27 protein-coding genes are annotated in these 26,257 nt (G+C 58.5%); 15 read left to right on the top strand and 12 right to left on the bottom strand.

Features of this window, described 5'->3' with window-relative positions; genetic code table 11:
• Positions 1-169: 169 nt before the first annotated feature.
• Both ACR0AI_RS11130 and ACR0AI_RS11125 read right to left on the bottom strand, forming a co-directional pair.
• A complete protein-coding gene (locus ACR0AI_RS11130; protein ID WP_480674018.1) occupies positions 170-409 on the bottom strand; it encodes a hypothetical protein in 240 nt (79 codons plus the stop codon).
• Positions 410-697: 288 nt separating this feature from the next.
• Positions 698-934: a hypothetical protein gene (locus tag ACR0AI_RS11125; RefSeq protein ID WP_170659952.1), complete on the bottom strand. Its 237-nt coding sequence runs from the start codon at positions 932-934 to the stop codon at positions 698-700.
• Between the two features lie 353 nt (positions 935-1,287).
• Between ACR0AI_RS11125 and ACR0AI_RS11120 the strand changes: the two genes are divergently transcribed.
• Entirely contained in the window at positions 1,288-2,154 is an 867-nt protein-coding gene (locus tag ACR0AI_RS11120; RefSeq protein ID WP_480674020.1) for a lytic transglycosylase domain-containing protein, read from the top strand.
• 33 nt (positions 2,155-2,187) lie between these two features.
• Here ACR0AI_RS11120 and ACR0AI_RS11115 read toward each other — a convergent pair whose 3' ends face one another.
• The 5 genes from ACR0AI_RS11115 to tldD all read right to left on the bottom strand — a co-directional run bounded on the left by ACR0AI_RS11115 (position 2,188) and on the right by tldD (position 9,237).
• Positions 2,188-2,814, bottom strand: coding sequence for a CoA transferase subunit B (locus ACR0AI_RS11115; protein WP_480674022.1), 627 nt, complete (start codon positions 2,812-2,814; stop codon positions 2,188-2,190).
• Positions 2,814-3,518, bottom strand: coding sequence for a CoA transferase subunit A (locus ACR0AI_RS11110; protein ID WP_480674024.1), 705 nt, complete (start codon positions 3,516-3,518; stop codon positions 2,814-2,816). Before ACR0AI_RS11110 ends, ACR0AI_RS11115 begins: the two co-directional genes overlap by 1 nt.
• Positions 3,519-3,619: 101 nt before the next feature.
• The gene (topA, locus tag ACR0AI_RS11105; RefSeq protein WP_480674027.1) at positions 3,620-6,271 is read right to left on the bottom strand and encodes a type I DNA topoisomerase; all 2,652 of its coding nucleotides are present in this window, start codon (positions 6,269-6,271) and stop codon (positions 3,620-3,622) included.
• A 180-nt stretch (positions 6,272-6,451) separates the two neighbouring features.
• Positions 6,452-7,576, bottom strand: a complete 1,125-nt coding sequence (gene dprA / locus ACR0AI_RS11100) for a DNA-processing protein DprA (RefSeq protein WP_480674029.1) — start codon at positions 7,574-7,576, stop codon at positions 6,452-6,454.
• Positions 7,577-7,815: 239 nt separating this feature from the next.
• The gene (gene tldD, locus ACR0AI_RS11095) at positions 7,816-9,237 is read right to left on the bottom strand and encodes a metalloprotease TldD (RefSeq protein WP_480674031.1); all 1,422 of its coding nucleotides are present in this window, start codon (positions 9,235-9,237) and stop codon (positions 7,816-7,818) included.
• Between the two features lie 176 nt (positions 9,238-9,413).
• Between tldD and coxB the strand changes: the two genes are divergently transcribed.
• From coxB to ACR0AI_RS11040, 11 genes are all read left to right on the top strand, one after another.
• A complete protein-coding gene (gene coxB, locus ACR0AI_RS11090) occupies positions 9,414-10,325 on the top strand; it encodes a cytochrome c oxidase subunit II (RefSeq protein ID WP_170471948.1) in 912 nt (303 codons plus the stop codon).
• A gap of 81 nt (positions 10,326-10,406) precedes the next feature.
• Positions 10,407-11,360, top strand: a complete 954-nt coding sequence (gene cyoE, locus ACR0AI_RS11085) for a heme o synthase (protein WP_480674033.1) — start codon at positions 10,407-10,409, stop codon at positions 11,358-11,360.
• The gene (locus ACR0AI_RS11080) at positions 11,360-11,521 is read left to right on the top strand and encodes a hypothetical protein (protein ID WP_480674035.1); all 162 of its coding nucleotides are present in this window, start codon (positions 11,360-11,362) and stop codon (positions 11,519-11,521) included. Before cyoE ends, ACR0AI_RS11080 begins: the two co-directional genes overlap by 1 nt.
• Positions 11,521-12,096 carry a cytochrome c oxidase assembly protein gene (locus ACR0AI_RS11075; protein ID WP_480674037.1) on the top strand — a complete coding sequence of 192 codons (576 nt, stop codon included), beginning with the start codon at positions 11,521-11,523 and terminating at the stop codon, positions 12,094-12,096. Before ACR0AI_RS11080 ends, ACR0AI_RS11075 begins: the two co-directional genes overlap by 1 nt.
• A 22-nt stretch (positions 12,097-12,118) precedes the next feature.
• Entirely contained in the window at positions 12,119-12,934 is an 816-nt protein-coding gene (locus ACR0AI_RS11070) for a cytochrome c oxidase subunit 3 (RefSeq protein WP_170766175.1), read from the top strand.
• A gap of 154 nt (positions 12,935-13,088) precedes the next feature.
• A complete protein-coding gene (locus tag ACR0AI_RS11065) occupies positions 13,089-13,766 on the top strand; it encodes an SURF1 family protein (RefSeq protein ID WP_170639326.1) in 678 nt (225 codons plus the stop codon).
• Positions 13,763-15,151, top strand: coding sequence for a threonine synthase (gene thrC, locus ACR0AI_RS11060; RefSeq protein WP_480674040.1), 1,389 nt, complete (start codon positions 13,763-13,765; stop codon positions 15,149-15,151). Before ACR0AI_RS11065 ends, thrC begins: the two co-directional genes overlap by 4 nt.
• Positions 15,148-16,410 carry a M16 family metallopeptidase gene (locus ACR0AI_RS11055; RefSeq protein WP_480674042.1) on the top strand — a complete coding sequence of 421 codons (1,263 nt, stop codon included), beginning with the start codon at positions 15,148-15,150 and terminating at the stop codon, positions 16,408-16,410. Before thrC ends, ACR0AI_RS11055 begins: the two co-directional genes overlap by 4 nt.
• Entirely contained in the window at positions 16,410-16,994 is a 585-nt protein-coding gene (locus ACR0AI_RS11050; RefSeq protein WP_170378135.1) for a GNAT family N-acetyltransferase, read from the top strand. The genes ACR0AI_RS11055 and ACR0AI_RS11050 overlap by 1 nt, the downstream gene beginning before the upstream one ends.
• A gap of 86 nt (positions 16,995-17,080) precedes the next feature.
• Positions 17,081-17,917, top strand: coding sequence for an MBL fold metallo-hydrolase (locus tag ACR0AI_RS11045; RefSeq protein WP_480674045.1), 837 nt, complete (start codon positions 17,081-17,083; stop codon positions 17,915-17,917).
• A gap of 38 nt (positions 17,918-17,955) precedes the next feature.
• Entirely contained in the window at positions 17,956-19,371 is a 1,416-nt protein-coding gene (locus ACR0AI_RS11040; RefSeq protein ID WP_480674047.1) for an FAD-binding oxidoreductase, read from the top strand.
• Positions 19,372-19,426: 55 nt separating this feature from the next.
• On the opposite strand, the gene ACR0AI_RS11035 is transcribed toward ACR0AI_RS11040, so the two are convergent.
• Together ACR0AI_RS11035 and ACR0AI_RS11030 are read right to left on the bottom strand one after the other, a co-directional pair.
• Positions 19,427-19,909 carry a fasciclin domain-containing protein gene (locus tag ACR0AI_RS11035; RefSeq protein ID WP_170377886.1) on the bottom strand — a complete coding sequence of 161 codons (483 nt, stop codon included), beginning with the start codon at positions 19,907-19,909 and terminating at the stop codon, positions 19,427-19,429.
• A gap of 169 nt (positions 19,910-20,078) precedes the next feature.
• Complete coding sequence (locus tag ACR0AI_RS11030; protein ID WP_170477435.1) at positions 20,079-20,618, bottom strand: adenine phosphoribosyltransferase; 540 nt, start codon at positions 20,616-20,618, stop codon at positions 20,079-20,081.
• A gap of 323 nt (positions 20,619-20,941) precedes the next feature.
• On the opposite strand from ACR0AI_RS11030, the gene ACR0AI_RS11025 reads away from it, so the two are divergent.
• Entirely contained in the window at positions 20,942-21,115 is a 174-nt protein-coding gene (locus ACR0AI_RS11025) for a hypothetical protein (RefSeq protein WP_170354960.1), read from the top strand.
• Here the strand turns inward: ACR0AI_RS11025 and ACR0AI_RS11020 are convergent.
• Entirely contained in the window at positions 21,112-21,741 is a 630-nt protein-coding gene (locus ACR0AI_RS11020) for a LysE family translocator (RefSeq protein WP_170377892.1), read from the bottom strand. The two genes, ACR0AI_RS11025 and ACR0AI_RS11020, sit on opposite strands and share 4 nt — an antisense overlap.
• A 167-nt stretch (positions 21,742-21,908) precedes the next feature.
• Here ACR0AI_RS11020 and ACR0AI_RS11015 point away from each other — a divergent pair, with 167 nt between their 5' ends.
• Complete coding sequence (locus ACR0AI_RS11015) at positions 21,909-22,745, top strand: alpha/beta hydrolase (RefSeq protein ID WP_480674048.1); 837 nt, start codon at positions 21,909-21,911, stop codon at positions 22,743-22,745.
• A gap of 2 nt (positions 22,746-22,747) precedes the next feature.
• On the opposite strand, the gene ACR0AI_RS11010 is transcribed toward ACR0AI_RS11015, so the two are convergent.
• Entirely contained in the window at positions 22,748-23,620 is an 873-nt protein-coding gene (locus ACR0AI_RS11010) for an S-methyl-5'-thioadenosine phosphorylase (RefSeq protein WP_480674049.1), read from the bottom strand.
• A 218-nt stretch (positions 23,621-23,838) separates the two neighbouring features.
• On the opposite strand from ACR0AI_RS11010, the gene ACR0AI_RS11005 reads away from it, so the two are divergent.
• Positions 23,839-25,473 (top strand): SulP family inorganic anion transporter, encoded by a 1,635-nt coding sequence (locus ACR0AI_RS11005; protein WP_480674051.1) that lies wholly within the window; start codon positions 23,839-23,841, stop codon positions 25,471-25,473.
• A 139-nt stretch (positions 25,474-25,612) separates the two neighbouring features.
• Here the strand turns inward: ACR0AI_RS11005 and ACR0AI_RS11000 are convergent, their stop codons facing one another.
• A complete protein-coding gene (locus ACR0AI_RS11000; RefSeq protein ID WP_480674053.1) occupies positions 25,613-26,218 on the bottom strand; it encodes a flavin reductase family protein in 606 nt (201 codons plus the stop codon).
• Between the last annotated feature and the right edge of the window lie 39 nt (positions 26,219-26,257).

The raw sequence follows: 26,257 nt of genomic DNA, 5'->3' as shown, positions 1-26,257 counted from the left end.
GAATTGTGTCGAAATGTGGGACAAATCAAACTTTTCGTGCAGATTTTTTAACCCATGTCGCGACAGTATCTGGCCGCGAACGACCGCAGTAACGATAGGTACAAAAGCCAAAATCGCCATCCTTCGATGGCGACTTGTTTGATTGGTTGCGTTGCTGAGTTGGGTGCGATCAGTTGCCGCCAGCGGTGCCTTCTGTGGCTATACCGCCGCCGCCACCGGTTGATGTTCCTGTGCTAATGGTCGCACTGCTGAGAGCCTGACTCGTGTTCCCGCTTAGGCCAATCGTTGCCGTCTGGATGGCGAAGTAGAGAAGCGTAGCCAAACCAATAATGAGTGCTGTCAAAACGACCCAATCGACAGTGACGGCGCCCTCTTCAGAAGCTCTAAATGTCTTAAACATCTTTTTCATCTCATACCTATCAACGCCGTCAAGTTTCGGCTTTGCCTTCCGAGCGAACATCCAAGGTCGTCTTTTGCTAGCATTTCCTTTAAAGTTTGCAGTGCATGAATGGCGCGAATTTGGCGAAAAAGTGATTTGTCCGCCGCATTCTGTACTGAATTTGCATCGCAACACTAAGGAGAAGAAAGGTGTAGATGTATCCTTTGGGCGGTTGCCTATTGCATTCTAGGAGAACCAAAAAAACGTCGCGCCGATTTTCGGCGCGACGTCAAAATTTCAAGACCGTATAGTCTTGTATTAGTTGGTGTTCTCACCAGCGGTTACGATACCACCTGCGGTGCCGTCGTTTTCACCTGTGCTGATGGTCGCGCCGGACAGGGCAGCGTTAACGTCAGTGGCCATGCCAACTGCACCGTTCGAAATCTGAGTGTAAGCAACGGTACCCAGGCCGATGACTGCTGCGGTCAGAACAACCCAGTCAACTGTTACTGCGCCGTCTTCGTCTTTGCGAAAGTTCTTGATGAACTTGATCATGTTACGTCCCTCCTAAAGGATCTAAAATAGTCTTCTAAACCTCGGCGTCTTCCAGAGCTTTCTCTCTCAGTCCGCTCCCGATCGTCTCGGTATGCATCTATGTTTGCCTGTTGTGCGTGGCAGGAATTGGGCCAAACAGGGAAAATTTTGCCCGAGGCTTAACTTTTTAGTCATCAAATGGGTAAGTCATTGAAAATATGTGTTTAAAAATGCCCTTGGTTTTTTTCGGAAACCCCAGAGCGATGCAAATTTGCGGCAAATGAGGCGAAACTGCCCCAATTTGCTTGGTTTTTCTGGCTTTACGCGAAGATTCGGGGTTCAAATCAATCAAAACGAAAACATGAGGCAGGCAAATGAATCTCCGGGACGCAGTAAAATGCGCCGGCGTAATGGCGTTTCTGGTATGCACGCCAGACACCGTACGCGCCGATGAGGTCGAACCGCGTGGTGTCTATAAAAGGATCAAGGCGCCCCAGCCGGGTCAGCGGCCAAAGATCAACATCCAGATTTCTGCTGAAGAACATGCCTCCAGACCCTCGGCTCCCAGCACGGGATCCGAGCTTGTGGTCCCCGATATCATCAAACGTGCCAAAATGCCGCCGTCGACCACGCCAAAAGTTGCGTCCAAGGCGCCGCCGAAAGGCGCGTATAAAGCGTTTTGGGAGAAAATCTCGCCCGAACTGGCACAAGCCGGACCAGGTAGGCTAGATTCGGCGATCAACGCCCTGGCCGCTACAAGCGTCTCGACACCCCGTTTGCAGACCCTGCAGGGTATCGTGAACAACCAAGGGCGCGACATCCTACGCTCGACCATTGGCACCAATGTTTCACCTGCGCTCGTGCTGGCGGTCATCTCGGTGGAATCAGCTGGACGGGCCGACGCGGTCAGCTCAGCCGGGGCGCAGGGGCTGATGCAGCTGATGCCAGCGACGGCCGAGCGGTTTGGCGTGCAGGACAGCTTCCAGCCCTCTCAGAATATCTCGGGTGGGGTTAAATACCTGGATTGGTTGATGGGTGAGTTTGACAATGACCCGATATTGGCGCTGGCAGGGTATAATGCCGGTGAGGGGGCCGTTCGCAAACACAGCGGTGTGCCGCCCTATGCAGAGACGCGGGACTATGTGCCCAAGGTACTCGCGGCTTTTCAGGTCGCGCGAGCGCTCTGCGCGACGCCGCCTGTCTACGCCTCGGATGGGTGCGTTTTCCAGACGCTGAACTAGGGCCTGCTTGTCGCAGCAGGCCCGGTTCTTGGTCTAGTCGACGATATTCGCCTCGGTTGCCGCGCGGATCTCGTCTTCGGTGACGCCTTCTGCGATCTCGACGATCTTCAGACCGCCTTCAACCACATCCAGAACCCCGAGGTTGGTGATGATGCGATTCACCACCTTTTTCCCTGTCAGCGGGAGGGTGCATTTTTTCAGCAGCTTGGATTTGCCGTGTTTGTTGGTGTGGTCCATCACCACGATTACACGGCCGACACCGGCTACAAGATCCATTGCGCCGCCCATGCCTTTGACCAGAACGCCGGGAATCATCCAGTTGGCAAGGTCACCTTCTTCATCCACTTCCATCGCGCCCAGAACGGCCGCGGCAATCTTGCCACCCCGGATCATCGCGAACGAGGTCGCGCTGTCGAAATATGCGGTGCGCGACAGTTCGGTGATGGTTTGCTTGCCCGCGTTGATCAGGTCGGGGTCTTCTTCACCTTCGAACGGGAAGGGGCCCATGCCCAGCATGCCGTTCTCGGATTGCAGGGTGATGTCCTTGTCGCCCACATAGTTTGCCACCAGCGTCGGAATACCGATGCCAAGGTTCACATACATGCCATCTTCAAGCTCTTGCGCCGCACGGGCGGCCATCTGGTTCCGATCCCAAGGCATTATGCTTCCTCCTTCTTACGGGTGGTGCGCTGTTCAATGCGCTTTTCGTGACCGCCCTGAATGATCCGATGCACATAGATGCCCGGCAGGTGGATCGCATCCGGGTCCATTGAGCCGCGGGGGACAATCTCTTCGACTTCGGCGATGCAGATCTTGCCGCAGGTCGCGGCAGGCACGTTGAAGTTTCGGGCGGTCTTGCGGAAGATCAGGTTGCCGGTGTCATCGGCCTTCCAGGCTTTGACAATGGCCAGATCGGCAAAGATGCCTTCTTCCAGAATGTAGGTCTCGCCGTTGAAGTCTTTGTGTTCTTTGCCCTCGGCGATCACAGTGCCCACGCCGGTTTTGGTGTAGAAACCAGGGATGCCTGCGCCACCTGCGCGCATCCGTTCGGCCAGAGTGCCCTGCGGATTGAATTCCAGCTCAAGCTCTCCGGCCAGGTACTGACGCATGAATTCAGCGTTTTCGCCGACGTACGAGCTGATCATTTTCTTGACCTGCTTGGTCTGCAGCAGGATGCCGATGCCGAAATCGTCGACGCCTGCGTTGTTCGACGCAAAGGTCAGGTCCTGAGCGCCCGAGTCCTTGATCGCCTCGAGCAGCAGTTCCGGGATGCCGCACAGGCCGAAACCGCCCGCCGCGATCATCATGCCATCCGACAGCACTCCGTCGAGCGCGTCAGAGGCATTGGCATAGATTTTCTTCATGGAAAACTCCCCCAATGACATGGTGATGGGCAGGTTGTGCCGCCGCGTCAGGGGGAAGTCAACGAATCCAAGGGGCTGGTGGTATTTCTACCTATCCAACCCTAGCTTGCCGTTTTCTTCGTTGTTTTCTTGGCAGCGGCCTTCTTCTTGGGGGCAGCCTTTTTCTTCGTGCCTTTCTTGGCGGCGCGTTCATTGACCAGTTCGATGGCCATTTCCTGCGTCACATCTTCGGGCTTAATGTCCTTGGGAATGGTGGCGTTGACCTTTTCCCACTTCACATACGGCCCATAGCGCCCATCAAGAACCTGCATGGCACCACCATCAGGGTGTTCGCCCAGCTCTTTGAGAGGGGCTGCCGCCGCGCGCCGACCACGTCCCGGATTGGCGCGTTTTTCTGCCAGCATCTCGACCGCGCGGTTCATGCCGATCTCAAACACGTCATTTGGGTCTTTGACATTGACGTAGACCGGTTTCGCCTCTTCCGGCAGCTGGTGCATGATATACGGCCCGAACCGCCCGAAGTTAGAACTGATCATACCGCCTTCGGGATGTTCACCAATCTGGCGGGGCAGGGACAGCAGGGTCAGGGCCTTCTCCAGATCCATGTCATCCTTGCTCCACCCACGGGGTAGAGAGGCGCGCGGGGGTTTCTTGTTCTCGGGCGTCGGCTCTCCGCGCTGAACGTAGGGACCGAACCGGCCGGATTTCAGCCAGATCTCATCGCCTGCATCCTCACCGAGAAGACGTTCATCTCCTTCGGCCCCTTCGCCCGCGATGGGTCGGGTATAGGTGCATTCGGGATAGTTGCCGCAGCCAACGAACCCGCCGGTCCGAGACGTTTTTAGATGCAGTTGACCCGTCCCACATTTCGGGCAAATGCGCGGGTCCGACCCGTCCTCACGTGGCGGATACAATTGCGGGGCCAGCGCCTCGTCAAGCTTGTCCAGCACTTCCGAGATTCGCAGCTCAGACGTCTCGCCAATCGCGGCCGAGAAATCGCGCCAGAACTTGCCCAGCAGATCTTTGTAGTCACGATCGCCGGCACTGACGTCGTCCAGCTCTTCTTCCAGATTCGCCGTAAACTCATAGCCCACGTACTGGCGGAAGAAGTTCAGCAGAAAGATCGTAACGATCCGGCCCTTTTCCTCGGGGATCAGGCGGTTTTTGTCTTTGCGCACATATTCCCGATCCTGAATCGTGGTGACGATCGAGGCATAGGTTGAAGGACGGCCGATCCCCAATTCCTCCATCCGCTTGACCAAAGTGGCCTCAGTATAGCGTGGAGGCGGCTGGGTGTGGTGCTGCAGCGCCATAACGGATTCGTTTTCGGACAGAATTGCTTCTTTCGCGGTTTTTGCGCCTTCTGTGACCTGAGCCTCACCTGTCGCTTTCTCGAATTGGCCAACAAGAGAGTCCTTGGCAAACCGCGCCGGATCGCCCTGCATGATCTGAGGCAGGCGCTTTTCATCGTCATCAGCCACATCGTCGCGGCCTTCTTCGTAGACCCGCATGAAGCCGTCAAACAGCACCACCTGACCGGTTGCGCGCAGGCCGACCTGAGCATCGTCGCTGCCGATTTCAACGGTTGTGCGCTCCAGGCGCGCAGCAGCCATCTGGCAAGCAATGGTGCGCTTCCAGATCAGATCGTAGAGCTTGCGCTGATCCTCATCGGTCACCTTCAGCTCTTTTGCATCGCGCGTCATGTCCGTCGGGCGGATACATTCGTGCGCTTCCTGCGCGTTCTTGGCCTTGTTCTTGTAGATGCGCGGGCTGTCCGGCACATATTGGGCGCCAAAACGGTCCGAAATCGCGTCGCGCGTGGCGGCAACCGCTTCCGGGGCCATGTCGATGCCGTCAGTCCGCATATAAGTGATGTAGCCTGCCTCATAGAGGCGTTGCGCCACCTGCATCGCGTGCCGCGCACCCATACCGAATTTGCGGCTGGCCTCCTGTTGCAGGGTTGATGTCATGAAGGGCGCGCTGGGGTTGCGTGCTGCTGGTTTCGCCTCAACCGAGGTAACACTCAGCGCGCGGCTGGTGATGGCCTGAACAGCCAGCTCTGCCTGCGTCGCGTCCTTCAGATCGTGCTTGTCCAGCTTTTTTCCGGCATAGGTGACCAAGCGCGCCTCGTAGGTCTGACCGCGTGGTGTTTCAAACAGGGCCTTGACCGACCAGTATTCAACCGGCTTGAAAGCTTCGATCTCCATCTCGCGTTCGACGATCAGCCGCAGGCAGACAGATTGCACCCGGCCAGCCGATTTCGCGCCGGGTAATTTGCGCCACAGAACCGGCGAAAGGTTGAAGCCCACCAAATAGTCCAGCGCGCGACGGGCCAGGTAGGCCTCAACCAGCGGCATGTCGACCTCGCGCGGGTTTTGCATCGCTTCAGTGACGGCCTCTTTGGTGATCGCGTTGAAGGTCACGCGGCTGACCGGCGTATCTTTCTTGATCGAACGCCGCTTGGTCAGCGCTTCCTGCAAGTGCCAACTGATCGCTTCCCCCTCGCGATCGGGGTCGGTTGCGAGGATCAGCGAATTGTCTTCTTTCAGCGCATCGGCAATCGCTTTGACGTGCTTCTTGCTGTCATTACCGACCTCCCACTTCATCTCGAATTCGTGGTCGGTATCGACCGATCCGTCTTTGGGCGGCAAGTCCCGAACATGGCCGTAGGAGGCCAGAACCGTGTAGTCGGGGCCGAGATATTTGTTGATTGTTTTTGCTTTGGCCGGAGATTCTACAACAACTACGGGCATTTAAGGGGAAACCTCGCTCGACGAATAGGGCGCCTGTTATGGTCGTGCAAAATGTGTGGGGCAAGGCCGGAATGTCAATGCGTTCCTTTAGCAGTGTGAAAAAACCCAAGATTTCAGTGCCCTATGCACTTTCAGTGCAGGCTAAGCCTCACAGCGGGCCGCTTGGCGGCACGCCCTTTTTCAGCTTGCTAGCGACAAAAGCCCACCGGGTTGGCGCTGGATTCGGCCCTCAAGTTCCAGATCTACCAAAGCGGGCCCAAGATCACCCGCCGAAGCTGCGATATCACGCAGCAGTTGGTCTTCGGCGATAGGCGATGGGCCGAGGCGTTCCAAAATTTGATCGTGCAGCGCAACAGCGGGTTCAGGTGTTGCCGGAGCAATGGGCTCACTGCGCGTTTGGAAGAGGTCTTCTCCCTTGGGCAGGGCTTCGATCACATCTTCCGCAGACCGGATCAAGGTCGCGCCGTCCCGAATCAACAAATTGCAACCTGAGGCCCTCGCATCGAACGGATGACCGGGAACGGCGAGAACCTCGCGCCCCTGGTCCAGCGCGTCCCTTGCAGTGATCAGGCTGCCCGATTTGGCTGCAGCCTCAACGACCACAACCGCCTGTGCCAGCCCAGATATAATCCGGTTGCGGCGCGGAAAGTGGCGGGCTTGTGGTGTCAGCCCCATAGGTTGCTCTGACAGGCGTAGACCTGTCTCGCCGATCTTATACGCCAGTTCGCTGTTCTCGGCCGGGTAGATGACATCAACCCCTCCGGCCATCACAGCGATGGTGCCAGTGTCCAGCGCGGCCATGTGGGCCGAAGTGTCGATCCCTCGGGCAAGACCAGAGACAATGACGTGGCCGAGATCGCCCAGTTCTTTCGCCAGACCACGGGCCATACGCGCGCCGAGCGAGGAACAATTGCGCGCGCCCACCATTGCGATTGCGGGTTTCTGCAGCATCGTAAGATCGCCAACAGCCCATAGAAGCGGCGGCGCGTCAGATACATCCTGCAAAGTTATTGGAAAATCGGCGGACCCAAGGCACACAAGCCGCGCTTTGGCGGCTTGTGCGGCCTTGAGTTCCGCCTCAATCACGCTGGAAGGGCAGATTTCATACCCGTTTATTCCGGCAGCGCGTGCCATTTCAGGCAGCGCGGCCAGCGCGTTCTGCGCTGAGCCATGTTCGCTTAGCAGCCGACGAAACGTCGCCGGACCAACCTTGCGAGAGCGCAACAGGCGGAGCCACGAAAACCGATCCTCTTCCGTGGTGGGTGGGAGTGGGGGGTGATTGGAAGAATGCTGCTCTTCGGTCATCCGATGCTCCGCCTGATTGCAGAACTGGTTTACGGGTGTCGGGGTTAACAGCCTGTAAATCGTTGAAAATTAGATGCAATTTTCTAGGCGTGTTCTCCGGAGAATGCTGTTAAGCAATTGAAATATAATAATAAAAATTCCACCAAGGTGAATGAGCCGAAATTCCAATTGACCTCTGCCACTCTGGCAAAAAAGCGCAGGGTTAACCCTGCGCCTTTCTATCGTCATGTGATTCCGACTCAGGCAGCAGAGCCTCCGACGGTCAGTCCGTCCATCAGAACTGTCGGTTGGCCAACACCCACGGGCACCCATTGACCATCCTTGCCGCAGGTTCCCATTCCCGGATCCAGCGCCATGTCGTTGCCCAACCCACGGATGCGGTTCAGCGCAGAGGGTCCATCCCCGATCAGCGTCGCGCCTTTGACCGGAGCGCCGATCTTGCCGTTTTCGACCCGATAGGCCTCGGTACAGGAAAAGACGAACTTGCCGTTGGTGATGTCGACCTGACCACCACCGAAACCCACGGCCCAGATCCCGTCCTTGATATCAGCAACCAGAGCAGCCGGGTCGGCATCGCCGCCCAACATCACCGTGTTGGTCATGCGGGGCATCGGTTTGTGCGCGTAGCTTTGCCGCCGTCCATTGCCGGTCGGGGCGACGCCCATCAGGCGTGCGTTCTGGCGGTCTTGCATGTACCCAGTCAGGATTCCGTCCTCAATCAGGACAGTCCGAGAGCTTGGCGTTCCCTCGTCATCCACAGTGATCGAGCCGCGCCGGTCAGCAATCGTGCCATCATCCACTACGGTCACGCCCTTGGAGGCAATTTGCTGCCCCATCAGACCTGCAAAGGCCGAGCTGCCTTTGCGATTGAAATCCCCTTCCAGCCCGTGCCCGATGGCTTCGTGCAACAGAATACCGGGCCAGCCGGGGCCTAAGGCGACCTCCATAACTCCGGCAGGGGCAGGGACGGCTTCGAGGTTGACCAGCGCAATCCGCAGGGCCTCACGCGCCTTGTTCTGCCAGTCGGCGGGGTCGATCAGTCCGCTCAGGCCGACGCGACCTCCTCCACCCACCGAGCCACTTTCACGGCGGCCATTCTGCTCGACAATGACCGAGACATTAACCCGAGTCATCGGGCGCACGTCGCGCACCAGCACGCCGTCGGGGCGCAGGATCTCGACCTCTTGCACTGCGGCGGCGATGGTCGCGCTGACTTGCACGACGCGGGGGTCCAGATCACGAGCGAATGCGTCGATCTCGCGTAGGGTCTCGACTTTGACCGGAAAGCTGGCGGTTTCGATGGGATCTTCATCGGTATAGAGGCGTTTGTTTGTTGCCATAGGGGCCTCGGCCAAGGTGCCCCCTCCGTCGCCAACGGCCAGCCGAGCGGTCTCGGACGCGCGTTTCAACGCGGGAATAGAAACGTCTGTCGAATGTGCATAGCCTGCTACTTCGCCCTGAACGGCCCGCAGCCCGAATCCCTCGGACGCATCGTAGGATGCGGTCTTCAACCGACCATCGTCAAAGACCAGAGACTCAGATTTCCGCCGTTCGACAAACAATTCTCCGTCCTCGGCCCCGGCGGTCGCCGATTGCAAAATGGAGAGCGCTTGATCATGCGGAAGAGCGCTTTCAAAAGGGCGAAACGGGGCCTGAGTCATGGGTTGTGACCTTTCCGGTTTGATCCAGATCAAAAATAGCGTCTGTTTGACGCAAGCATTTTGCTTTATCTACCCGCAGGAATATGGTTTTTAACGCGGCCAAAGACAACGGGTGTGGTTTCACCGATTCATACCTTTTCGCCAGAGACGCAAAGATCAAACGATCAGGACAAGACATGAAGAATGCTTTGATGCTTTCCGGGCTTGCTACGGCCCTCTCCAGCCTTCCCGCCATGGCTCAGGAGCTTGAGATAATTGGCAAGCCGGTTGACGGTGGAATGGGCTTTCAACCCGCAGCGACCAGCCTTGCAGACGGGATTCACAGGCTGGACGCGATGATTCTGGTGATCATCACCGTGATCTGCCTGTTTGTTGCTGCGCTGCTGGTTTACTGCATCGTGCGCTACAATCAGCGCGCCAACCCGACACCGGCGCGGTTCTCGCACTATACCCCGGTTGAGATCGCCTGGACTTTGGGCCCGATCCTGATTCTGGTGTTCATCGGCGCCTTCTCTCTACCAGTTCTGTTCAAACAGCAGGAAATTCCCGAAGGTGACGTGGTCATCAAAGTGGTCGGCAACCAGTGGTACTGGACCTACGAGTATGTTGATCACGATTTCGCATTCGACAGTTACCTGCTTGGCCACCCCGCCACGCTGGATGAGGGTGCACGCCCCGCAGATGCGGATGTGACCCCTTTCGTTCTGGATGACGCTATGCGCGCCAAACTGGCTGATGCGGGCTACAGCGACGATGAATGGCTGCTGGCCACTGATACCGCTGTTGTGGTTCCGGTCGGCAAGGTTATCGTGATGCAGGTTACCGCCTCTGACGTGATCCACTCGTGGACGATCCCGTCCTTCGGCGTGAAGCAGGACGGCGTTCCCGGTCGTCTGGCCGAGCTGTGGTTCGAAGCTGACAAAGAGGGCGTTTATTTCGGCCAGTGCTCCGAGCTTTGCGGCAAGGACCACGCGTACATGCCGATCACCGTCAAAGTGGTCAGCGAAGAGGCCTATGAACAGTGGCTGAATGGCGCGATCGAAGAATATGCGGGCACGCCGCAGAACTTTCAGGTGGCCTCGAACTGAGCATAGACTGGGCGTTCGCGCCTTAGAATACTCGTTGGCTGCGCGCTAGAGCGCGCAGCTTTCGCCCCAAAAGGACCCAAGATGACCGACGCAAGCATCAATGCCAGCACATCGACCGCCAAGGCATACGCGGATGAGGCCAGCTTTGGCGATTATTTCGCCCTGCTGAAGCCGCGTGTGATGTCTCTGGTCGTGTTTACGGCTCTGGTCGGCTTGCTGGCGGCTCCGGCGTCGGTGCATCCTTTCGTGGGTTTCTGCGCCATCCTGTTTATCGCCATCGGTGGCGGCGCGTCTGGTGCACTGAACATGTGGTGGGATGCGGATATCGACCGGGTTATGAAGCGGACCAAAGGCCGTCCGATTCCCGCCGGTAAAGTACAGGAAGGCGAGGCGCTTTCCCTGGGCCTCGCTCTGTCGGGCCTGTCGGTGATCATGCTGGGCCTTGCGACCAACTGGTTTGCAGGGGCGTTTCTTGGCTTCACCATTTTCTTCTACGTTGTGGTCTACACGATGTGGCTGAAGCGCTCGACGCCGCAGAACATCGTGATTGGCGGCGCGGCAGGTGCATTCCCTCCGGTGATCGGCTGGGTTGCCGCAACCGGGTCGATGACGCTTGAGCCGTGGTTGATGTTCGCCCTGACCTTCATGTGGACGCCTCCGCATTTTTGGGCGCTGGCGCTGTTCATGCGCTCGGACTATGACGATGCTGGCGTGCCCATGCTGACCGTGACCCATGGCCGCCGCGCGACCCGTACGCACATTCTAGTGTACACTGGCCTTCTGGCTGTTCTGGCCGTCGGCACCGCGTTCTCAGACATCGGTGGACCAGTCTATCTGGCCGTTGCCCTGGTGCTGAACGCCCTGTTCCTGCGCGGCGCATGGCAGATCTCGCGCCGTACCGAAGACGACGCGGAAGCAGACAATTTCAAGGTCGAGCGGAGTTTCTTCAAACTGTCTCTGCTGTACCTGTTCCTGCATTTTGGCGCGATTCTGGTTGAGGCACTGCTGAAACCCTACGGCTTGGGAGGGTGGTGATGAGCCTGCGCAAAAGCCACGAAATTCACGAACGTCGTTTCAGCCGAAATCTGGGTGTTGGCCTGACACTTGCGGCCTTCATCGTGATCATCTTCGGCCTCACAATCGTCAAGGTCTCGGGCACCAGCTTGGGACAACCGGTGCTGGAGGTGCAAAACTGATGGCTCTGTCCGGTCCTCAGAAAACTGTTATGCAAACCGTGGGTGTGGTTGTCCTGATGGGCAGCCTCGCCTGGGCGGCTGTGCCGTTTTACGACTGGTTCTGTCGTGTCACCGGGTTCGGGGGCACCACCGGCGTCGCCGAAGCCGCGCCTGATGATATCCTCGACCGCAAAGTGACGGTCCGCTTCGACGCCTCCAAAGCCAAGGATATGGCGTGGGAGTTCAAGCCCGTCGAACGTGAGATGGAGGTTCGCATCGGTGAAACCGGGCTGGCCTTTTACGAGGCCTACAACCCGACCGATCGCCCGATTGCCGGACAGGCGTCTTACAACGTTGCGCCCTATTCGGCGGGTGGATATTTCCAGAAAATCGCCTGTTTCTGCTTTGAAGAGCAGGTTCTGCAACCCGGTGAGCGGGTAGAGATGCCGGTCAGCTTCTTTGTTGATCCGGAAATGGTCGAAGACCTCGAAGCGAAATATGTGCATACGATTACTCTGTCGTATACATTCTACGAAATTGACCTGCCCGAGGGCTATGCCGCCCTTGAAACGCAGGAAGACACAAACACGAACTAACGCCTTTAGGTGAGGGACGCTGATGGCACACGCAAAAAACCATGATTATCACATTCTGGCCCCGTCGATCTGGCCGCTGATCGGCGCTGTCGGTGGCTTTGTGATGCTGTTCGGAGCCGTCCTTTGGATGCACGGTGTGACGCCGTGGCTGTTCTGGGCCGGTCTCGTCGCCGTGCTGTACACCATGTTCGCCTGGTGGTCCGAAGTTGTGGTGGAAAGCCGTCAGGGCGACCACACGCCAGTTGTGCGCATCGGCCTGCGCTATGGCTTCATCCTGTTCGTGATGTCCGAGGTGATGTTCTTCTTCGCCTGGTTCTGGTCGTTCTTCAAACATCGCATGTACCCGATGTACGACTATGCGGGCACCGAATATATCCAGCCGGATATTCACGCGGTTGATCCGTTCCACCTGCCGCTGATCAACACTCTGGTCCTGCTGCTGTCGGGCTGTGCGATCACCTGGGCGCACCACGCTCTGGTTCACGACAACGATCGCAAGGCGCTGATCAACGGTCTGGCCATCGGTATCGTACTGGGTATCCTGTTCACGGCGCTTCAGGCGTTTGAATACTATGAACTGCTGGCCCATGAGGATTGGCAGTTTGGCGGTGACCAGTTCTACTCGAACTTCTTCATGGCAACCGGCTTCCACGGCTTCCACGTCGTCATCGGTACGATCTTCCTGACTGTGTGTTTGATCCGCGCGATGAAAGGGGACTTCACCCCCGAGAAGCACGTCGGTTTTGAGGCCGCAGCCTGGTACTGGCACTTCGTTGACGTGGTCTGGCTGTTCCTGTTCTTCGCAGTCTACATCTGGGGACAGGCGCCGCTGTTCTAAGCGGCTCTGGTATTGAACTGCAAAAGCCGCTCTTCGGGGCGGCTTTTCCGCATTTTCGAGGGCAAGATTGCGCCCCATACAATTGCGTGGTTGCATTCTCGTGCCTGCCCCCCTTAACAAGACGCCGGTTCCTGCAACGAGCGATAGTCCTTCCATGCGCCGCACTCTGTTTCTGCTGATCTTCAGTCTCGCCGGTTTGGGCGTCTTGCTGTGGCTTGGTACCTGGCAGGTCCAGCGTCTGGCTTGGAAACAAGAGATCCTGTCCGAGATTGACAGCCGCATCGCCGCCGAACCAGTTCCGCTGCCGCAACAGGTGTCAGAGGATGAAGACAAATATCTGCCTGTGACGATCTCCGGTGATATGGAGCCTGGCGAGATCCACGTTCTGGTCTCAGTCAAGCAGGTCGGTGCCGGGTATCGCATCATCCAGTCATTCAGCACCCAGGATCGCACCATTCTGGTTGACCGCGGTTTTGTGCCCACCACGGCCAAGCAGACTGATCGTTTGACCGGCCCGATGGAGGTGACAGGCAACCTGCATTGGCCCGATGAGATCGACAGCTACACGCCCGAGGCCGATATCGACAGCAACATCTGGTTCGCCCGCGACGTGCCCAATCTGGCCGCCGCTCTGGGGGCCGAGCCGATCCTGCTGATCGCCCGGACTCAGACCGATCCGGGCGTGACCCCACTACCTGTCGACACGGCCGGGATTCCCAATGATCACCTGCAATATGCAATCACATGGTTTGGATTGGCCCTCGTCTGGGCCGCGATGACCGGATACTTCCTGTGGCGCAATCGCGCCCCTTCTGAGAGTGACCCGCAATGAAATACATCTCGACCCGTGGCCAAGCGCCTGAACTGAGCTTTGAAGAGGCGATGCTGACCGGGCTGGCCCGTGACGGTGGCCTGTACCTGCCGGCCGAAATCCCTACGCTCAGCCATGACGAGATCGCCGCCATGGCTGGTCAGTCCTACGAGGAGATCGCGTTTCGCGTGATGTGGCCCTATGTCAGCGGTTCCTTCGCAGAGGATGAGTTCAAACAGATCATCGCCCGCGCCTATGAAGGCTTCGGTCACGACGCCCGCGCGCCGCTAAAGCAGTTGAACGAAAACCACTTCCTGTTGGAACTGTTCCACGGGCCAACGTTGGCCTTCAAGGATTTTGCCATGCAGCTGATCGGTCAGCTGTTCCAGGTGGCCCTGAATCGCCGCAACGACCGTGTCACCATCGTTGGCGCGACCAGCGGCGATACCGGCTCGGCAGCGATTGAGGCATTCCGGGGCCTGGATGCGGTGGATGTGTTCATCCTCTATCCGCATGGACGGGTGTCCGAGGTGCAGCGCCGCCAGATGACGACGCCAGCGGACAGCAATGTCCATGCGCTCGCCGTGGATGGTGACTTTGACGATTGTCAGGCCGCACTGAAGGATATGTTCAACGATTTCGACTTCCGGGATGAGGTCAAATTGGCGGGCGTAAACTCGATCAACTTTGCCCGCGTTCTGGCGCAGATCGTGTACTACTTCTCGGCGGCTGTCAGCCTTGGCGCGCCGCATCGCAAAGTCAGCTTCACCGTGCCCACCGGCAATTTCGGGGACATCTTCGCAGGCTATCTGGCCAAACGTATGGGGCTGCCCATCGACCGACTGGTTGTGGCGACCAACCAGAACGACATTCTGCACCGCTGCCTGTCGGGTGAGGGATATTTCAAAGGCGAGACCATCCCCTCGATCAGCCCGTCGATGGATATTCAGGTCAGCTCAAACTTTGAACGCGCCCTGTACTATGCCTATGACGAGGATGGCAGTGCGGTCGCTCAGTTGATGGATGAGCTGAAATCCGGCGGCTTCAACGTCAGTCAAGGCGCGATGGAGGCTCTGCGCGAGAGCTTTGATTCGGGCCGCGTGTCCGAGGATGAGACGCTTGAGACGATCAAACACACTCTGGCCCACAGTGCTGAGCTGGTCTGCCCGCATTCGGCCATCGGCATCAAAGTGGCCGAGGATCACCGCGCAGCGGATGTGCCGATGATCACTCTGGCCACCGCGCACCCCGCGAAATTCCCGGCAGCGGTCGAGAAGGCGAGCGGGGAACATCCGCCTCTTCCATCCCGCATGTCTGATCTGTATGAACGTCCGGAACGGGTGACCCGCATCGCCAATGATCTGGGTGCCCTCGAGGATCATATCAGAAGGCATATCGCTGAGTGACTGTCAGACAGGACCAACTGAAGAACGGCTTTCGTATCGTCAGTGAACATATGCCGGGGCTGCAATCGGCGGCCATCGGCATCTGGGTAACCGCCGGCGGGCGGCATGAGCGGATCGAACAGAACGGGATCGCCCATTTCCTTGAACATATGGCCTTCAAGGGAACCGAGCGGCGTTCCGCGCTGCAAATCGCCGAGGCGATTGAGGATGTGGGTGGATACATCAACGCCTACACCTCGCGCGAGGTAACGGCCTATTACGCGCGTGTCCTGAAGGATGACGTGGCGCTGGCGATGGACGTTATCGGTGATATCGTTCTGAACCCGGTTTTCGACCCGCGTGAGATCGAGGTCGAACGCGGCGTGATCCTTCAAGAGATCGGTCAGGCCTATGACACACCGGACGACGTGATCTTTGACTGGCTGCAAGAGCAGAGCTACCACGATCAGCCATTGGGGCGGACCATTCTGGGACCGACCGAGCGGGTTAGCGCGTTCTCGCGTGAGGATCTGTCAGGCTTTGTGGCAGAACACTATGGCCCCGAGCAGATGATCCTGTCTGCTGCTGGGGCGGTGGATCACGATGCGCTGATGAAAATGGCCGAAGAGATGTTTGGTCACCTGCAACCACGCAAAGGGCTGGTCGCCGAACCGGGCCGGTTCACCGGCGGTGAGGCGCGGCAGGAGAAAGAGCTGGAACAGGCGCATTTCGCGCTGGCGCTGGAAAGCCCGGGCTATCGCGACGACGGGATCTATACCGCTCAGATCTATTCGACGGCGTTGGGCGGTGGCATGTCCTCGCGCCTGTTCCAGGAGGTGCGCGAGTCGCGCGGGCTCTGCTACACGATCTTTGCGCAGACCGGGGCCTATGCGGATACCGGCACGACCACGATCTACGCGGGGACATCTGCCGATCAGGTCGCAAAGCTGGCAACCATCACGATTGACGAGATGAAGCGCGCTGCCGATGACATGAGCGAAGAAGAGGTCGCGCGTGCCCGTGCGCAGATGAAAGCCGGGATGCTGATGGGGCTGGAAAGCCCCTCGAACCGGGCTGAGCGTCTGGCGCGTCTGGTGCAAATCTGGGGACGGGTGCCTTCGTTGGAAGATACCGTCGCCAAGATTGATGCTGTCAGTACCGCAGATGTCCGGGCCTTCGCCGAACGCATGGCCGTTCAGGCCCCGGCGGCCTTGGCGCTCTATGGTCCGGTCTCGGGCGCGCCATCCTTGGCAGAACTGCAGGAGAGGCGTGCGGCGTGATGCTGTTAGGCAGGCGCAAGCTGAAACTTGAAACCGCGCGGCTAAGGCTGCGCCCGCCTGTGCACTCCGACTTCAACGAATGGGCCGCTCTGCGCCGCGCGTCAGAGGAGTACCTGACCCCCTGGGAGCCGATCTGGGCGCAGGACCATTTAAGCCGCAAGTCTTTCACCAACCGGGTCTATTGGGCGCAGCGCTCGGTCGCCAGCGGAACCGCGATACCGTTGTTTCTGTTCCGTCGTTCGGATGACGTGCTGGTTGGGGCGATCACGCTGGACAACATCCGCCGCGGCCCTGCGCAGGCTGGAACGCTGGGCTATTGGACCGGGCAGAGTTTTGCGCGCAACGGCTATATGCGCGAGGCCATCGGCGCAGTCGTTCATCACGCCTTCACACGTCTGGACCTGAGCCGGATTGAGGCGGCGTGCTTGCCCGAAAACAAACCCTCTCGCGGGCTGCTGGAAAGCTCGGGTTTCAAATACGAGGGTGTTGCGCAGTCCTATCTGCAGATCAACGGGCGGTGGCGGACGCATGTTCTCTACGCCAGTTTGAGGTCGGACCGGCGGGGCCGGACGGACGCAGGGTAGGGGGCTCTGCCCCCGTCGCGGCAAACCGCGCCTCCCGCCCGGGATATTTTTGTCCAGATGAACAAGGGGCATGACTTGGCGGAGGGATGCGCTACACTCCTTCTATGCGCTGGGTTTTGGCTGTTTTGATGTTTCTCTCGGGTGCGGCTGCGGCGCAGGAGCGGCGGCCGAGCCATTGTATCGCCATCGCCGACGCAGCGCCTGGGATTGAATATCTGCAAAGGGCCGCGTGGCAGGACCCGGTGCCGGAGTTTTCGGTGCGGATCAGCTATGTCGCGCATGCCTCCTTTCTGATCCAGACTGCGGGTGGTTTGAACGCAGTCACGGATTTCACCGGGTTTATCGGCAGTGCCGATCTGATCCCCGATGTCGTGACGATGAACCATGCGCACAGCACCCATTGGACGGCGCATCCCGACCCGGCCATTCCACACGTGCTGCCGGGGTGGGGTGAGTTCGGGCAGGGGATCGATCATCATCTCGATCTGGGCGAGATGCTGGTGCGCAATGTCTCGACCGATATCCGGTCGTCCTATGGTGGGGTCGAGGAGAAGGGGAACTCGATTTTCGTGTTCGAGGTCGAAGGGTTGTGCATCGGTCATTTGGGGCATTTGCATCACGTGCCCTCGGACGAACAGTTTGCCGCGCTGGGGCGTTTGGATGTGGTGATGGCAGCCGTCGATGGCGGGACGACCATGCCTCTGCCCGAGATGATCTCGGTCCTCAAGCGGCTGAAAAGCTCAGTGATTATTCCTATGCATTGGTTTTCCGGTTTCTCGCTGGATCGCTTTCTCGTCGATATTCGCAATGACTTCCCGGTCGTGCGCGAAGGTGTGTCAGAGTTGACCGTCTCGCTGCGCAGTTTGCCGGACCGGCCCACAGTTGTCGTGCTGGAACCGCAATATCTGATCGATCTGGAATAGGGCTTGCCGGTCGCGCGCATGTTGGGCAAGGAAGGCGTATGGATTTGAACCCCGCAGATGCCAAGCTTGCTGACGCTATTCGCGCTGAATTGGGCGATGATGCGTTGCGTCCGGTTTCTGAACGTTACCTGGAAGAGCCGCGCAACCGGTTTGCCGGCGAAATTGGGCTGCTGGCCCTGCCGCGTAGCGTGCAGGACGTGGCGGCGCTGGTACGGCTTGCCTCGGATGCGCGCGTGCCGATTGTGCCCTATGGCGGCGGCACGGGCTTGGTGGGCGGTCAGGTCATGACCTCCGGTCCGGCACCTTTGCTGGTCTCGCTGGAGCGTATGACCGCCATTCGCGAGGTTTATCCAACTGAAAACGTTCTGATTGCCGAGGCTGGGGCCGTTCTCGAGGATGTACAGGCCGCAGCAGAGGCGGCGGACAGGCTGTTTCCCCTATCTCTGGCCGCGCAGGGGTCGTGCCGGATCGGCGGCAACCTTGCGACCAATGCCGGGGGCGTCAATGTGCTGCGGTATGGCAATGCGCGTGATCTGTGCCTTGGGCTAGAGGCGGTGTTGCCCAGCGGTGAAATCTGGCATGGGCTGAGCCGGTTGAGAAAAGACAACACGGGCTATGATCTGCGCAATCTGTTGATTGGGTCCGAGGGGACGCTGGGGATCATAACCGCCGCCTCCCTTAAGCTGTTTCCACGTCCGGCTGAGGTAGGGACAGCGATGTTTCAAGTGGCCTCGCCCGAGGCCGCGATCGACCTGCTGGCCCTTGCGCGCGATTTGGTGGGCGAGACGGTCAGTTCGTTTGAACTGATCCACCGGCAAGGGTTGGATTTCCTGACCGAGGTGCTGCCCGATGTTCGCCAGCCATTCGATACTCCGCCCGAATGGAGCGTGCTTATCGAGCTTGGATTGGCGGCCGGACAGACCGCGTCTGAGCGTTTGGAGGCGATTTTCGCTGCTGCGGAGCCTCGGGGCCTTGTCCAAGATGGCGTGATTGCCCAGAGCGAGGCGCAGCGCCGCGCGCTGTGGGCTGTTCGTGAGCGTATCCCTGAGGCCAATCGCCTGATCGGGTCCGTCTCAAGCCACGATATCTCGGTCCCGATTTCGACCATTCCCGACTTCATTCGGCAAGGGGCCGAGGTGATCGGTGCGTTAGGTCCGTTCCGTATCAACTGTTTCGGGCATTTGGGCGATGGCAACCTTCATTACAACGTCTTCCCGCCCAAGGGGCAGAGCCGCGATGCCTTTGATGATCACCGCAAAGCGGTGAAGAGTGCGGTTCACGATCTGGTTCACGCGTTTGACGGCTCGGTCAGCGCGGAACACGGGGTAGGGCGGTTGAAGGTCGAGGACCTAGAGCGCTATGGCGATCCCGTCAAACTTCAGGCGATGCGAGGGATCAAGGCTGCGTTGGACCCAAAAGGGATCATGAATCCCGGAGCGATCCTGAAGGCGTAGACACGGCCCGGACGATGGACGACCCGGACCGTGTCTGCTTGCTTTACGACTTGCTTTACGATGCGGGCAGAATGACCTTGTCGATCACGTGGATCACGCCGTTTGATGTCTCGATATCGGCCTGAACGACGTTGGCGTCATTCACCATCACGCCCGAATCCAGATCAATCGTGATATCGCCGCCCTGTACCGTGGCTGCGGTCATGTCGTCAGACAGATCGCCCGACATTACTTTGCCCGGCACCACATGGTAGGTCAGCACGGCGACCAACTGGTCTTTGTTTTCGGGCTTCAGCAGGTCGGCCACTGTGCCTTCAGGCAGAGCTGCGAACGCTTCATCCGTAGGGGCGAACACGGTGAAGGGACCTTCGCCTTTCAGAGTGTCTACAAGTTCGGCGGCCTGAACGGCGGCGACGAGGGTTTCGAAGCTACCGGCTGAGACGGCGGTATCGACGATGTCTTTGCCATGACCGTCTGCCATTGCGGATGTGCCCAACAGGATCGTTGCGACGCTAGCGACTGCGAGTTTGCGGAACATTTTATGGTCTCCCAAATTAGAAATGCTTCAAGCAGCATCAATCGGGATACGGCGATCTGCGCATACGGATCACGCGTTTTGCGCAAAGAATTGCCTTGAACAGTCGCGAAACAGCGCTAAGCCAACGCTGTTTCAAATTTCAATACAATAATATGTGAGTTTTTTCGGCTCACAGACCTTCGAATTCACATAGGACATGAACATCCATGCCCATATCCTCAAGCACTTTGCGCCCGCCCAGTTCCGGGAGGTCCACAATAAACGCGCAAGAGATGATCTCGCCCCCCAACCGTTCGATCAGTTTGATGCCAGCGCCAGCGGTGCCGCCAGTTGCCAGCAGGTCATCGACGACTAAGACCTTTTCGCCGGCTTGGATGGCGTCATCGTGGATCTCGACGATCGCCTCGCCATATTCCAACTTGTAGTCTTGGCTGATCGTGGTGCCGGGCAGCTTGCCCTTTTTGCGGATGGGAACAAAACCGACGCTCAACTGGTGTGCAATAGCGCCGCCCAGAATAAAACCGCGCGCTTCAAGCCCGACGACCTTATCGATCCGCTCGCCCGCATAGGGGTGCAGCATCTGGTCGATGGCCATGCGAAATCCGCGCGGATCGGCAAACAGGGTGGTGACGTCACGAAACATGATCCCTTCATGAGGGAAATCGACGATGGTTCGGATGTAATCCTTGACCGAGTTGTTTCTGGACATGAGGCACCCCTTTGGCATCAGAACACGCGGGGTGTTTGGCCCATTGGCGTCAACCTTGCAAGGATAGAATGCCGCCTGCGCCTATCTGCGCCGGTTCGGAACGGCCTTTGCTAACCCGTAGTACCGGTACAGCTTGGCGGGCAGCCACGACAGGTGAGGTTTGCGCCAATTGCGCTGGTCTCTCAAAAGAAATGCTTGAGCCGCATGAAGGTTCATTGCCAAAATCCTTTTTTTGTTGTTAGGTGCCCGATATCTACATCCTATATGCTATGTATATACATTGCATCGCGGAAAGAATCAAGTAGTTTGCGGGATTAAGGCGCGTGGCGAAGAAAGACGGTAAGGGTTCTACCAAGAAAAACAGTCAGTTGGTGTTGCGTCTGGACAAGGACGAACGTGATGCCTTTGTCGAATTGTGCAAAGAGCTGGACACGTCAGCTGCACGCGAAATCCGCCGCTTTATCCGCGGGTTCATGAAAGAAAACGCAGAAGACTAGGCGGGCCGCCGCAGAACAGCCGTCGCAACGCCCATTCCGATCAGAGCCAGACCTCCGAACCGTGTCATCGCGTTGATCACGCCCGCGCGCCCGATCATGAGTCGCAGTCGATCGGCCAGAAGCGCGTAAGCCAGCGCGTTCAGCCAGGCGAGGCCGACGAAGGTCGCAATCAGGATCGCGAATTGAGGGCCCAAGGGTTCGGCTGGGCGCAGGAACTGCGGGACGAAGGCAATGAAAAATGCGATTGATTTCGGGTTTAGGGCGGTAACTGCTGCCGCATGTCCGAAAACCCCGCGCGCGGTAACATCACGCCCTGTTTCAACCGGGTTCAACCCACCCGATGGCGCGCTGCGCAACAGTTTGATGCCCAACCAGACCAGATAGGCGGCCCCGATCCACTTCAACACAGAAAACAACGTGGCAGAGGCCAGAACTAAAGCGCCCAAACCCAGCAGAGACGCTGTCATTGCGACAAGATCACCAACAGCAACTCCGGTGGCCGAGGCAACCGCCACGCTGCGCCCTTTTGATAGCGCATAGCTGAGAACCAGCAGCACGGTCGGTCCGGGGATCAACAACAACGCGGTCGATGCGGCCACAAAGGCCAGCCAGAGTTCTAAAGACATGGGTCATCCTGTTCCTTTTCGCCTCGCAGCAAGCCCTCACACGGAGCAGTCGTCAAGCAGTTTCAGCCTCGCACAGAAATTCTAAAGGTCGGATTAAGCCTGATACATCTCTCTTGAATCCCGCGCATCGATGCCCAGACTGATAAGACGGTTGAATGGAGGTCCCGATGGAGCAGACTCAGAAAATGACGCAGGACCACACAGCGCGGCTGAGAAAAGGCGCGTTTGTCCTGATTGCGGTGATCGCGGCGCTCTACGTGTTGGCCGTGGCTTATATGTATGTGAATCAGCGCGCTCTGCTTTTCAAACCATCCGGCGTGTTGCCTGAACCTAGCGCGGTCGGTTTGGCGGACGTCGAGGTCCTATCGCTGCCCATGTCGGATGGCATTGATCTGACGGTCTGGTCCGCACCTGCAGTGGTTGAGGGTTCTCCGACCGTTCTGTTTTTCCATGGGCAAAGCGGCAATCTTGGGGATCGCGCCGACCGGCTGCGCGAAATCCTGAACAGTGGCTTCGGTCTGCTCGCGCCAAGTTATCGCGGGTTCCCCGGCAGCGATGGCACCCCATCCGAGGCCGCTTTCGTCGCTGACGGTCTGGCCCTCTACGACCAGTTAAGCGCGCAGGGCCAATCCGCTGTGCTCCACGGTCAGAGCCTTGGAACCGGCGTCGCAGCGGCTGTTGCCGCGCAGCGCCCCGACGCGGAGCTGCTGGTCTTGGAGGCACCATTTACCGCAACCGTTGATGTCGCGGCCGAGCGCTACCCTTGGCTACCTGTCTCACTTCTCATGCACGACAAGTTCGCCACCCGCGACATTATCGGCCAGATCGAGGTGCCGACGCTGATCTTTCATGGCACCGAGGACATCGTCGTCCCTCCACGTCACGGAACAGCGCTTGCCGAAGGTGGCGAAGCGCAATTGTTCATGATCGAGGGCGGTACCCACAATGATCTCTGGTCGCATGGCTTGTGGCAGACCGTGCAGGACAATCTGCCCCCGCAGTAAGATTACAGAATCCGGCCCGCCACCGCGTCCAGCTTAGCCAGCACGGTCAGGTCGCGATCTTCCGGGGCCGTCAGGATTGCATGGTCCAGGGCTCGGTCACACCCATGCGGGCAAGGCGTGCGGATCGGGCCCAGCAACGCCGGTAGTCCTTTTACCAAGGCCCGGCCCTTTTCTGCATTCCCGGTGAGGGTTGCGATGATCGAGGTCACGTCGACCTCGCCATGATCTGGGTGCCAGCTGTCATAGTCGGTGACCATCGCGACGGAGGCATAGCAAAGTTCGGCCTCGCGGGCGAGTTTTGCCTCGGGCATATTGGTCATGCCGATCACATCGCAACCCCATTGTTCGCGGTACATCTTGGACTCTGCCAGGGTCGAAAACTGCGGCCCCTCCATCGCCAGATAGGTGCCGCCGTGATGCACGGTGATACCAGCGGCTATTCCGGCCTCTTCGCAGGCATTCGACAAGCGCGGGCAGGTCGGATGCGCAACGCTGACATGGGCGACGCAGCCGGTTCCGAAAAAGCTCTTCTCGCGTGCAAAGGTCCGGTCGATGAACTGATCCACAATCACGAAATCACCCGGCGCCATATGCTCGCGGAATGATCCGCAGGCCGAGACCGAGATCACATCTGTCACACCCAGCCTCTTTAACGCGTCGATATTGGCGCGATAAGGCACTTCGGTCGGTGAATGGATGTGTCCGCGCCCATGTCGCGGCAGGAACACCATGTCGACCCCGTCCAATGAGCCAGTCAGAACCTCATCGGAAGGCGCCCCCCATGGCGTATCGACCCGGACCCACTCCGCATTTTCCAGCCCGTCGATGTCGTAAATGCCTGATCCGCCGATAACGCCGATTTTTGTTTGGGTCACGTTGGGTCTCCGCTGCTCGATTCATGCGGGCAAACTCTGCGGGTCACAGGCGAAATTGGCAAGTGGTCTCAGCCATTTGCACCGTTTCGTCGCGAGTTGTGCTGTAAAGCTATGCGATTGACGCATATCAGGGTCCCGCTGGGCGCGGTATCTCTTGGGGGTTTTGACAGGTAAAAGGCCCCCTTTCGCGCGAACATAAAGACCCACAGGACCATCCCATGCCCCGAGCCATGCTGGCAAGCTTTGCCAACCGTATAGCCAAGCCCGATCTCCGTTGGGTGCCAGATGAAGGCCTGACCGTGTCGCGCCTGCGGATTGAGCTGCTGTCGGGTCTGACCGTTGCTCTGGCTCTGGTGCCCGAGGCCGTGGCCTTTGCCTTTGTCGCGGGCGTGCATCCTCTGGTTGGTCTTTACGCGGCCTTCATGGTCGGCCTGATCACCGCGCTGATCGGAGGCCGCCCGGGTATGATTTCTGGCGCGACTGGTGCGCTGGCGGTCGTGATGGTGGCGTTGGTCGCGCAGCACGGGGTCGAGTACTTGTTCGCAACCGTGGTTTTGATGGGCATTCTGCAGGTGATTGCCGGCGCGATGCATTGGGGGCGTTTCATTCGCCTTGTGCCGCATCCGGTGATGTTGGGGTTTGTGAACGGTTTGGCGATTGTAATCTTTCTGGCGCAGATGGGCCAGTTTAAGGTCCCCGGAACCATGGAAAACACCGGCCACGGGATGAGCGGGGGCGAATGGCTCTCGGGCATGCAGCTTTATACCATGTTGGGCCTCGTCGCGCTGACCATGGCAGTCATCTGGGTCATGCCGCGGATCACGCGTATCATTCCGGCCCCTCTGGCGGGTATTCTGGTCGTTGCAGCGCTGGTGATCGGCTTTGGTCTGGATGTGCCGCGCGTCGGTGATCTGGCCTCGATCGAGGGCGGTTTGCCTGCCTTCCACGTCCCGATGGTGCCGTTGAATTTTGAAACGCTTGAGATCATCTTGCCCTACGCGGTCATTCTGGCCGCCATCGGCCTGATTGAATCCCTGCTGACTCTGAACCTTGTGGGTGAGATCACGAACAAGCGTGGCGGAGCCTCGCAGGAATGCATCGCGCAGGGTGTCGCAAACGTCGCCACCGGCTTCTTCGGAGGCATGGGTGGCTGCGCCATGATCGGTCAGTCGATGATCAACGTGAAATCTGGAGGCCGCACCCGGATCGCGGGTATCGCGGCTGCTCTGTTCCTTCTGATCTTCATTTTGTTCGCCTCGCCGCTGATTGAGCAAATCCCGCTGGCTGCGCTGGTTGGCGTGATGTTCATGGTGGTGATTGGGACCTTCGCCTGGAACTCATTCAAGATCATGCGCAAGGTGCCTTTGATGGACGCCTTCGTGATTGTTCTGGTGACTGTCGTTACGGTGATGGAAGACCTTGCGGTTGCGGTTGTCGTTGGCGTGATTGTTTCGGCCCTGGCCTATGCATGGAATAACGCCAAGCGTATTCATGCTGTCACCCGCGATTCTGAGACGGAAAAGGGCGCGAAAGTCTATGAAATTCAGGGGCCCTTGTTCTTTGGCTCGTCGGACGGATTTGTCGAGCTGTTCGACGTTCCGAACGATCCTGACGTAGTCATTGTAGATTTCGCCGAAAGCCGCGTGGTCGATCAATCCGCCCTTCAGGCCATCGAAAACGTTGCTGCAAAATACGAGACTGCGGGCAAGCGCGTGATGCTGCGCCATCTTAGCCACGACTGCCATAAGCTGCTGAACAAAGCGGGCCACTTGATGGTCGATAGCGACGATGACCCGGATTACGGCTTGGCCGTGGACTACTCGGTCCGTACCGGCATCCTGGGCGGCCACTGAGTCATTTGCGAGGCTCTGCCTCGCGCTCCGGGATATTTATTGGCCAGATGAATGAAGGATCCCCTGCTTCATCTGGCTGGAAATATCCGGGGGGAGTCGCCCGCAGAGCGGCGGGGGCAGCGCCCCCTAAGGGCAGGCATCAATCATCAGGCCTGTTTAATGAAAACAACTCGGTGACAACTGCATAGTCTCGGTAGCCAAGCCGCGCCAAAGGCTGGAAGGTTGTCACGTCGAATTTGCCATCTTTCAGGCAGTCATCGCGCAGATGGACCCCCGTCACTTCGCCAAAGACAACGCGGTTCGCCTCACCGGGTAGGGTTGTGATTTCGGTCAGCTTGCATTCCAGCGCAGCGGGCGCATCTGCAACGCGTGAGCAAGCGATGGTTTCGCACTCGACCGCCGTCAGGCCGGCATGGGAAAATTCGTCGGTTTCCTTTGGCAGTCCGGCTGAACTAGCGTTCATCGCATCCCGGTGGGCAAAGGCTACGATGTTCACGCAGAATACGCCCGTTGCCTCGATATTTGCGATGCTGTCCTTGCCGCCGTCCTGGTCGTGCTTGGTTCCGGTTGTGGCAAACATCACCTGTGGCGGAGTGTAGGCAACCCCGTTGAAGAATGAGTAGGGGGCTAGGTTGTTGATCCCATTTGCGTCGCGCGACGAAATCCATCCGATGGGGCGCGGGGTGATGATGGCGTTGAACGGGTTGTGCGGCAGGCCGTGGCCGTCTTCGGGGCGATAGAACATATGGTCTCCAAGCGTTTGCCCAAGGCGTAACGAAGTGCT

This window comes from Ruegeria sp. BG3 (assembly GCF_056538485.1).
This window is presented reverse-complemented; position numbering and strand designations above follow the sequence as displayed.

Bases quoted from the DNA above. Each gene is read 5' to 3' on its own strand.
- ACR0AI_RS11070 (WP_170766175.1), top strand. From the start codon at position 12,119: ATGGCACACGCAAAAAACCATGATTATCACATTCTGGCCCCGTCGATC.
- thrC (WP_480674040.1), top strand. From the start codon at position 13,763: ATGAAATACATCTCGACCCGTGGCCAAGCGCCTGAACTGAGCTTTGAA.
- ACR0AI_RS11015 (WP_480674048.1), top strand. From the start codon at position 21,909: ATGGAGCAGACTCAGAAAATGACGCAGGACCACACAGCGCGGCTGAGA.
- dprA (WP_480674029.1), bottom strand. From the start codon at position 7,576: ATGACCGAAGAGCAGCATTCTTCCAATCACCCCCCACTCCCACCCACC.
- topA (WP_480674027.1), bottom strand. From the start codon at position 6,271: ATGCCCGTAGTTGTTGTAGAATCTCCGGCCAAAGCAAAAACAATCAAC.
- ACR0AI_RS11125 (WP_170659952.1), bottom strand. From the start codon at position 934: ATGATCAAGTTCATCAAGAACTTTCGCAAAGACGAAGACGGCGCAGTA.
- ACR0AI_RS11020 (WP_170377892.1), bottom strand. From the start codon at position 21,741: ATGTCTTTAGAACTCTGGCTGGCCTTTGTGGCCGCATCGACCGCGTTG.
- ACR0AI_RS11045 (WP_480674045.1), top strand. From the start codon at position 17,081: ATGCGCTACACTCCTTCTATGCGCTGGGTTTTGGCTGTTTTGATGTTT.
- coxB (WP_170471948.1), top strand. From the start codon at position 9,414: ATGAAGAATGCTTTGATGCTTTCCGGGCTTGCTACGGCCCTCTCCAGC.
- ACR0AI_RS11080 (WP_480674035.1), top strand. From the start codon at position 11,360: ATGAGCCTGCGCAAAAGCCACGAAATTCACGAACGTCGTTTCAGCCGA.
- ACR0AI_RS11000 (WP_480674053.1), bottom strand. From the start codon at position 26,218: ATGTTCTATCGCCCCGAAGACGGCCACGGCCTGCCGCACAACCCGTTC.
- tldD (WP_480674031.1), bottom strand. From the start codon at position 9,237: ATGACTCAGGCCCCGTTTCGCCCTTTTGAAAGCGCTCTTCCGCATGAT.
- cyoE (WP_480674033.1), top strand. From the start codon at position 10,407: ATGACCGACGCAAGCATCAATGCCAGCACATCGACCGCCAAGGCATAC.
- ACR0AI_RS11040 (WP_480674047.1), top strand. From the start codon at position 17,956: ATGGATTTGAACCCCGCAGATGCCAAGCTTGCTGACGCTATTCGCGCT.
- ACR0AI_RS11075 (WP_480674037.1), top strand. From the start codon at position 11,521: ATGGCTCTGTCCGGTCCTCAGAAAACTGTTATGCAAACCGTGGGTGTG.
- ACR0AI_RS11050 (WP_170378135.1), top strand. From the start codon at position 16,410: ATGCTGTTAGGCAGGCGCAAGCTGAAACTTGAAACCGCGCGGCTAAGG.
- ACR0AI_RS11120 (WP_480674020.1), top strand. From the start codon at position 1,288: ATGAATCTCCGGGACGCAGTAAAATGCGCCGGCGTAATGGCGTTTCTG.
- ACR0AI_RS11130 (WP_480674018.1), bottom strand. From the start codon at position 409: ATGAAAAAGATGTTTAAGACATTTAGAGCTTCTGAAGAGGGCGCCGTC.
- ACR0AI_RS11035 (WP_170377886.1), bottom strand. From the start codon at position 19,909: ATGTTCCGCAAACTCGCAGTCGCTAGCGTCGCAACGATCCTGTTGGGC.
- ACR0AI_RS11115 (WP_480674022.1), bottom strand. From the start codon at position 2,814: ATGCCTTGGGATCGGAACCAGATGGCCGCCCGTGCGGCGCAAGAGCTT.
- ACR0AI_RS11110 (WP_480674024.1), bottom strand. From the start codon at position 3,518: ATGAAGAAAATCTATGCCAATGCCTCTGACGCGCTCGACGGAGTGCTG.
- ACR0AI_RS11030 (WP_170477435.1), bottom strand. From the start codon at position 20,618: ATGTCCAGAAACAACTCGGTCAAGGATTACATCCGAACCATCGTCGAT.
- ACR0AI_RS11065 (WP_170639326.1), top strand. From the start codon at position 13,089: ATGCGCCGCACTCTGTTTCTGCTGATCTTCAGTCTCGCCGGTTTGGGC.
- ACR0AI_RS11005 (WP_480674051.1), top strand. From the start codon at position 23,839: ATGCCCCGAGCCATGCTGGCAAGCTTTGCCAACCGTATAGCCAAGCCC.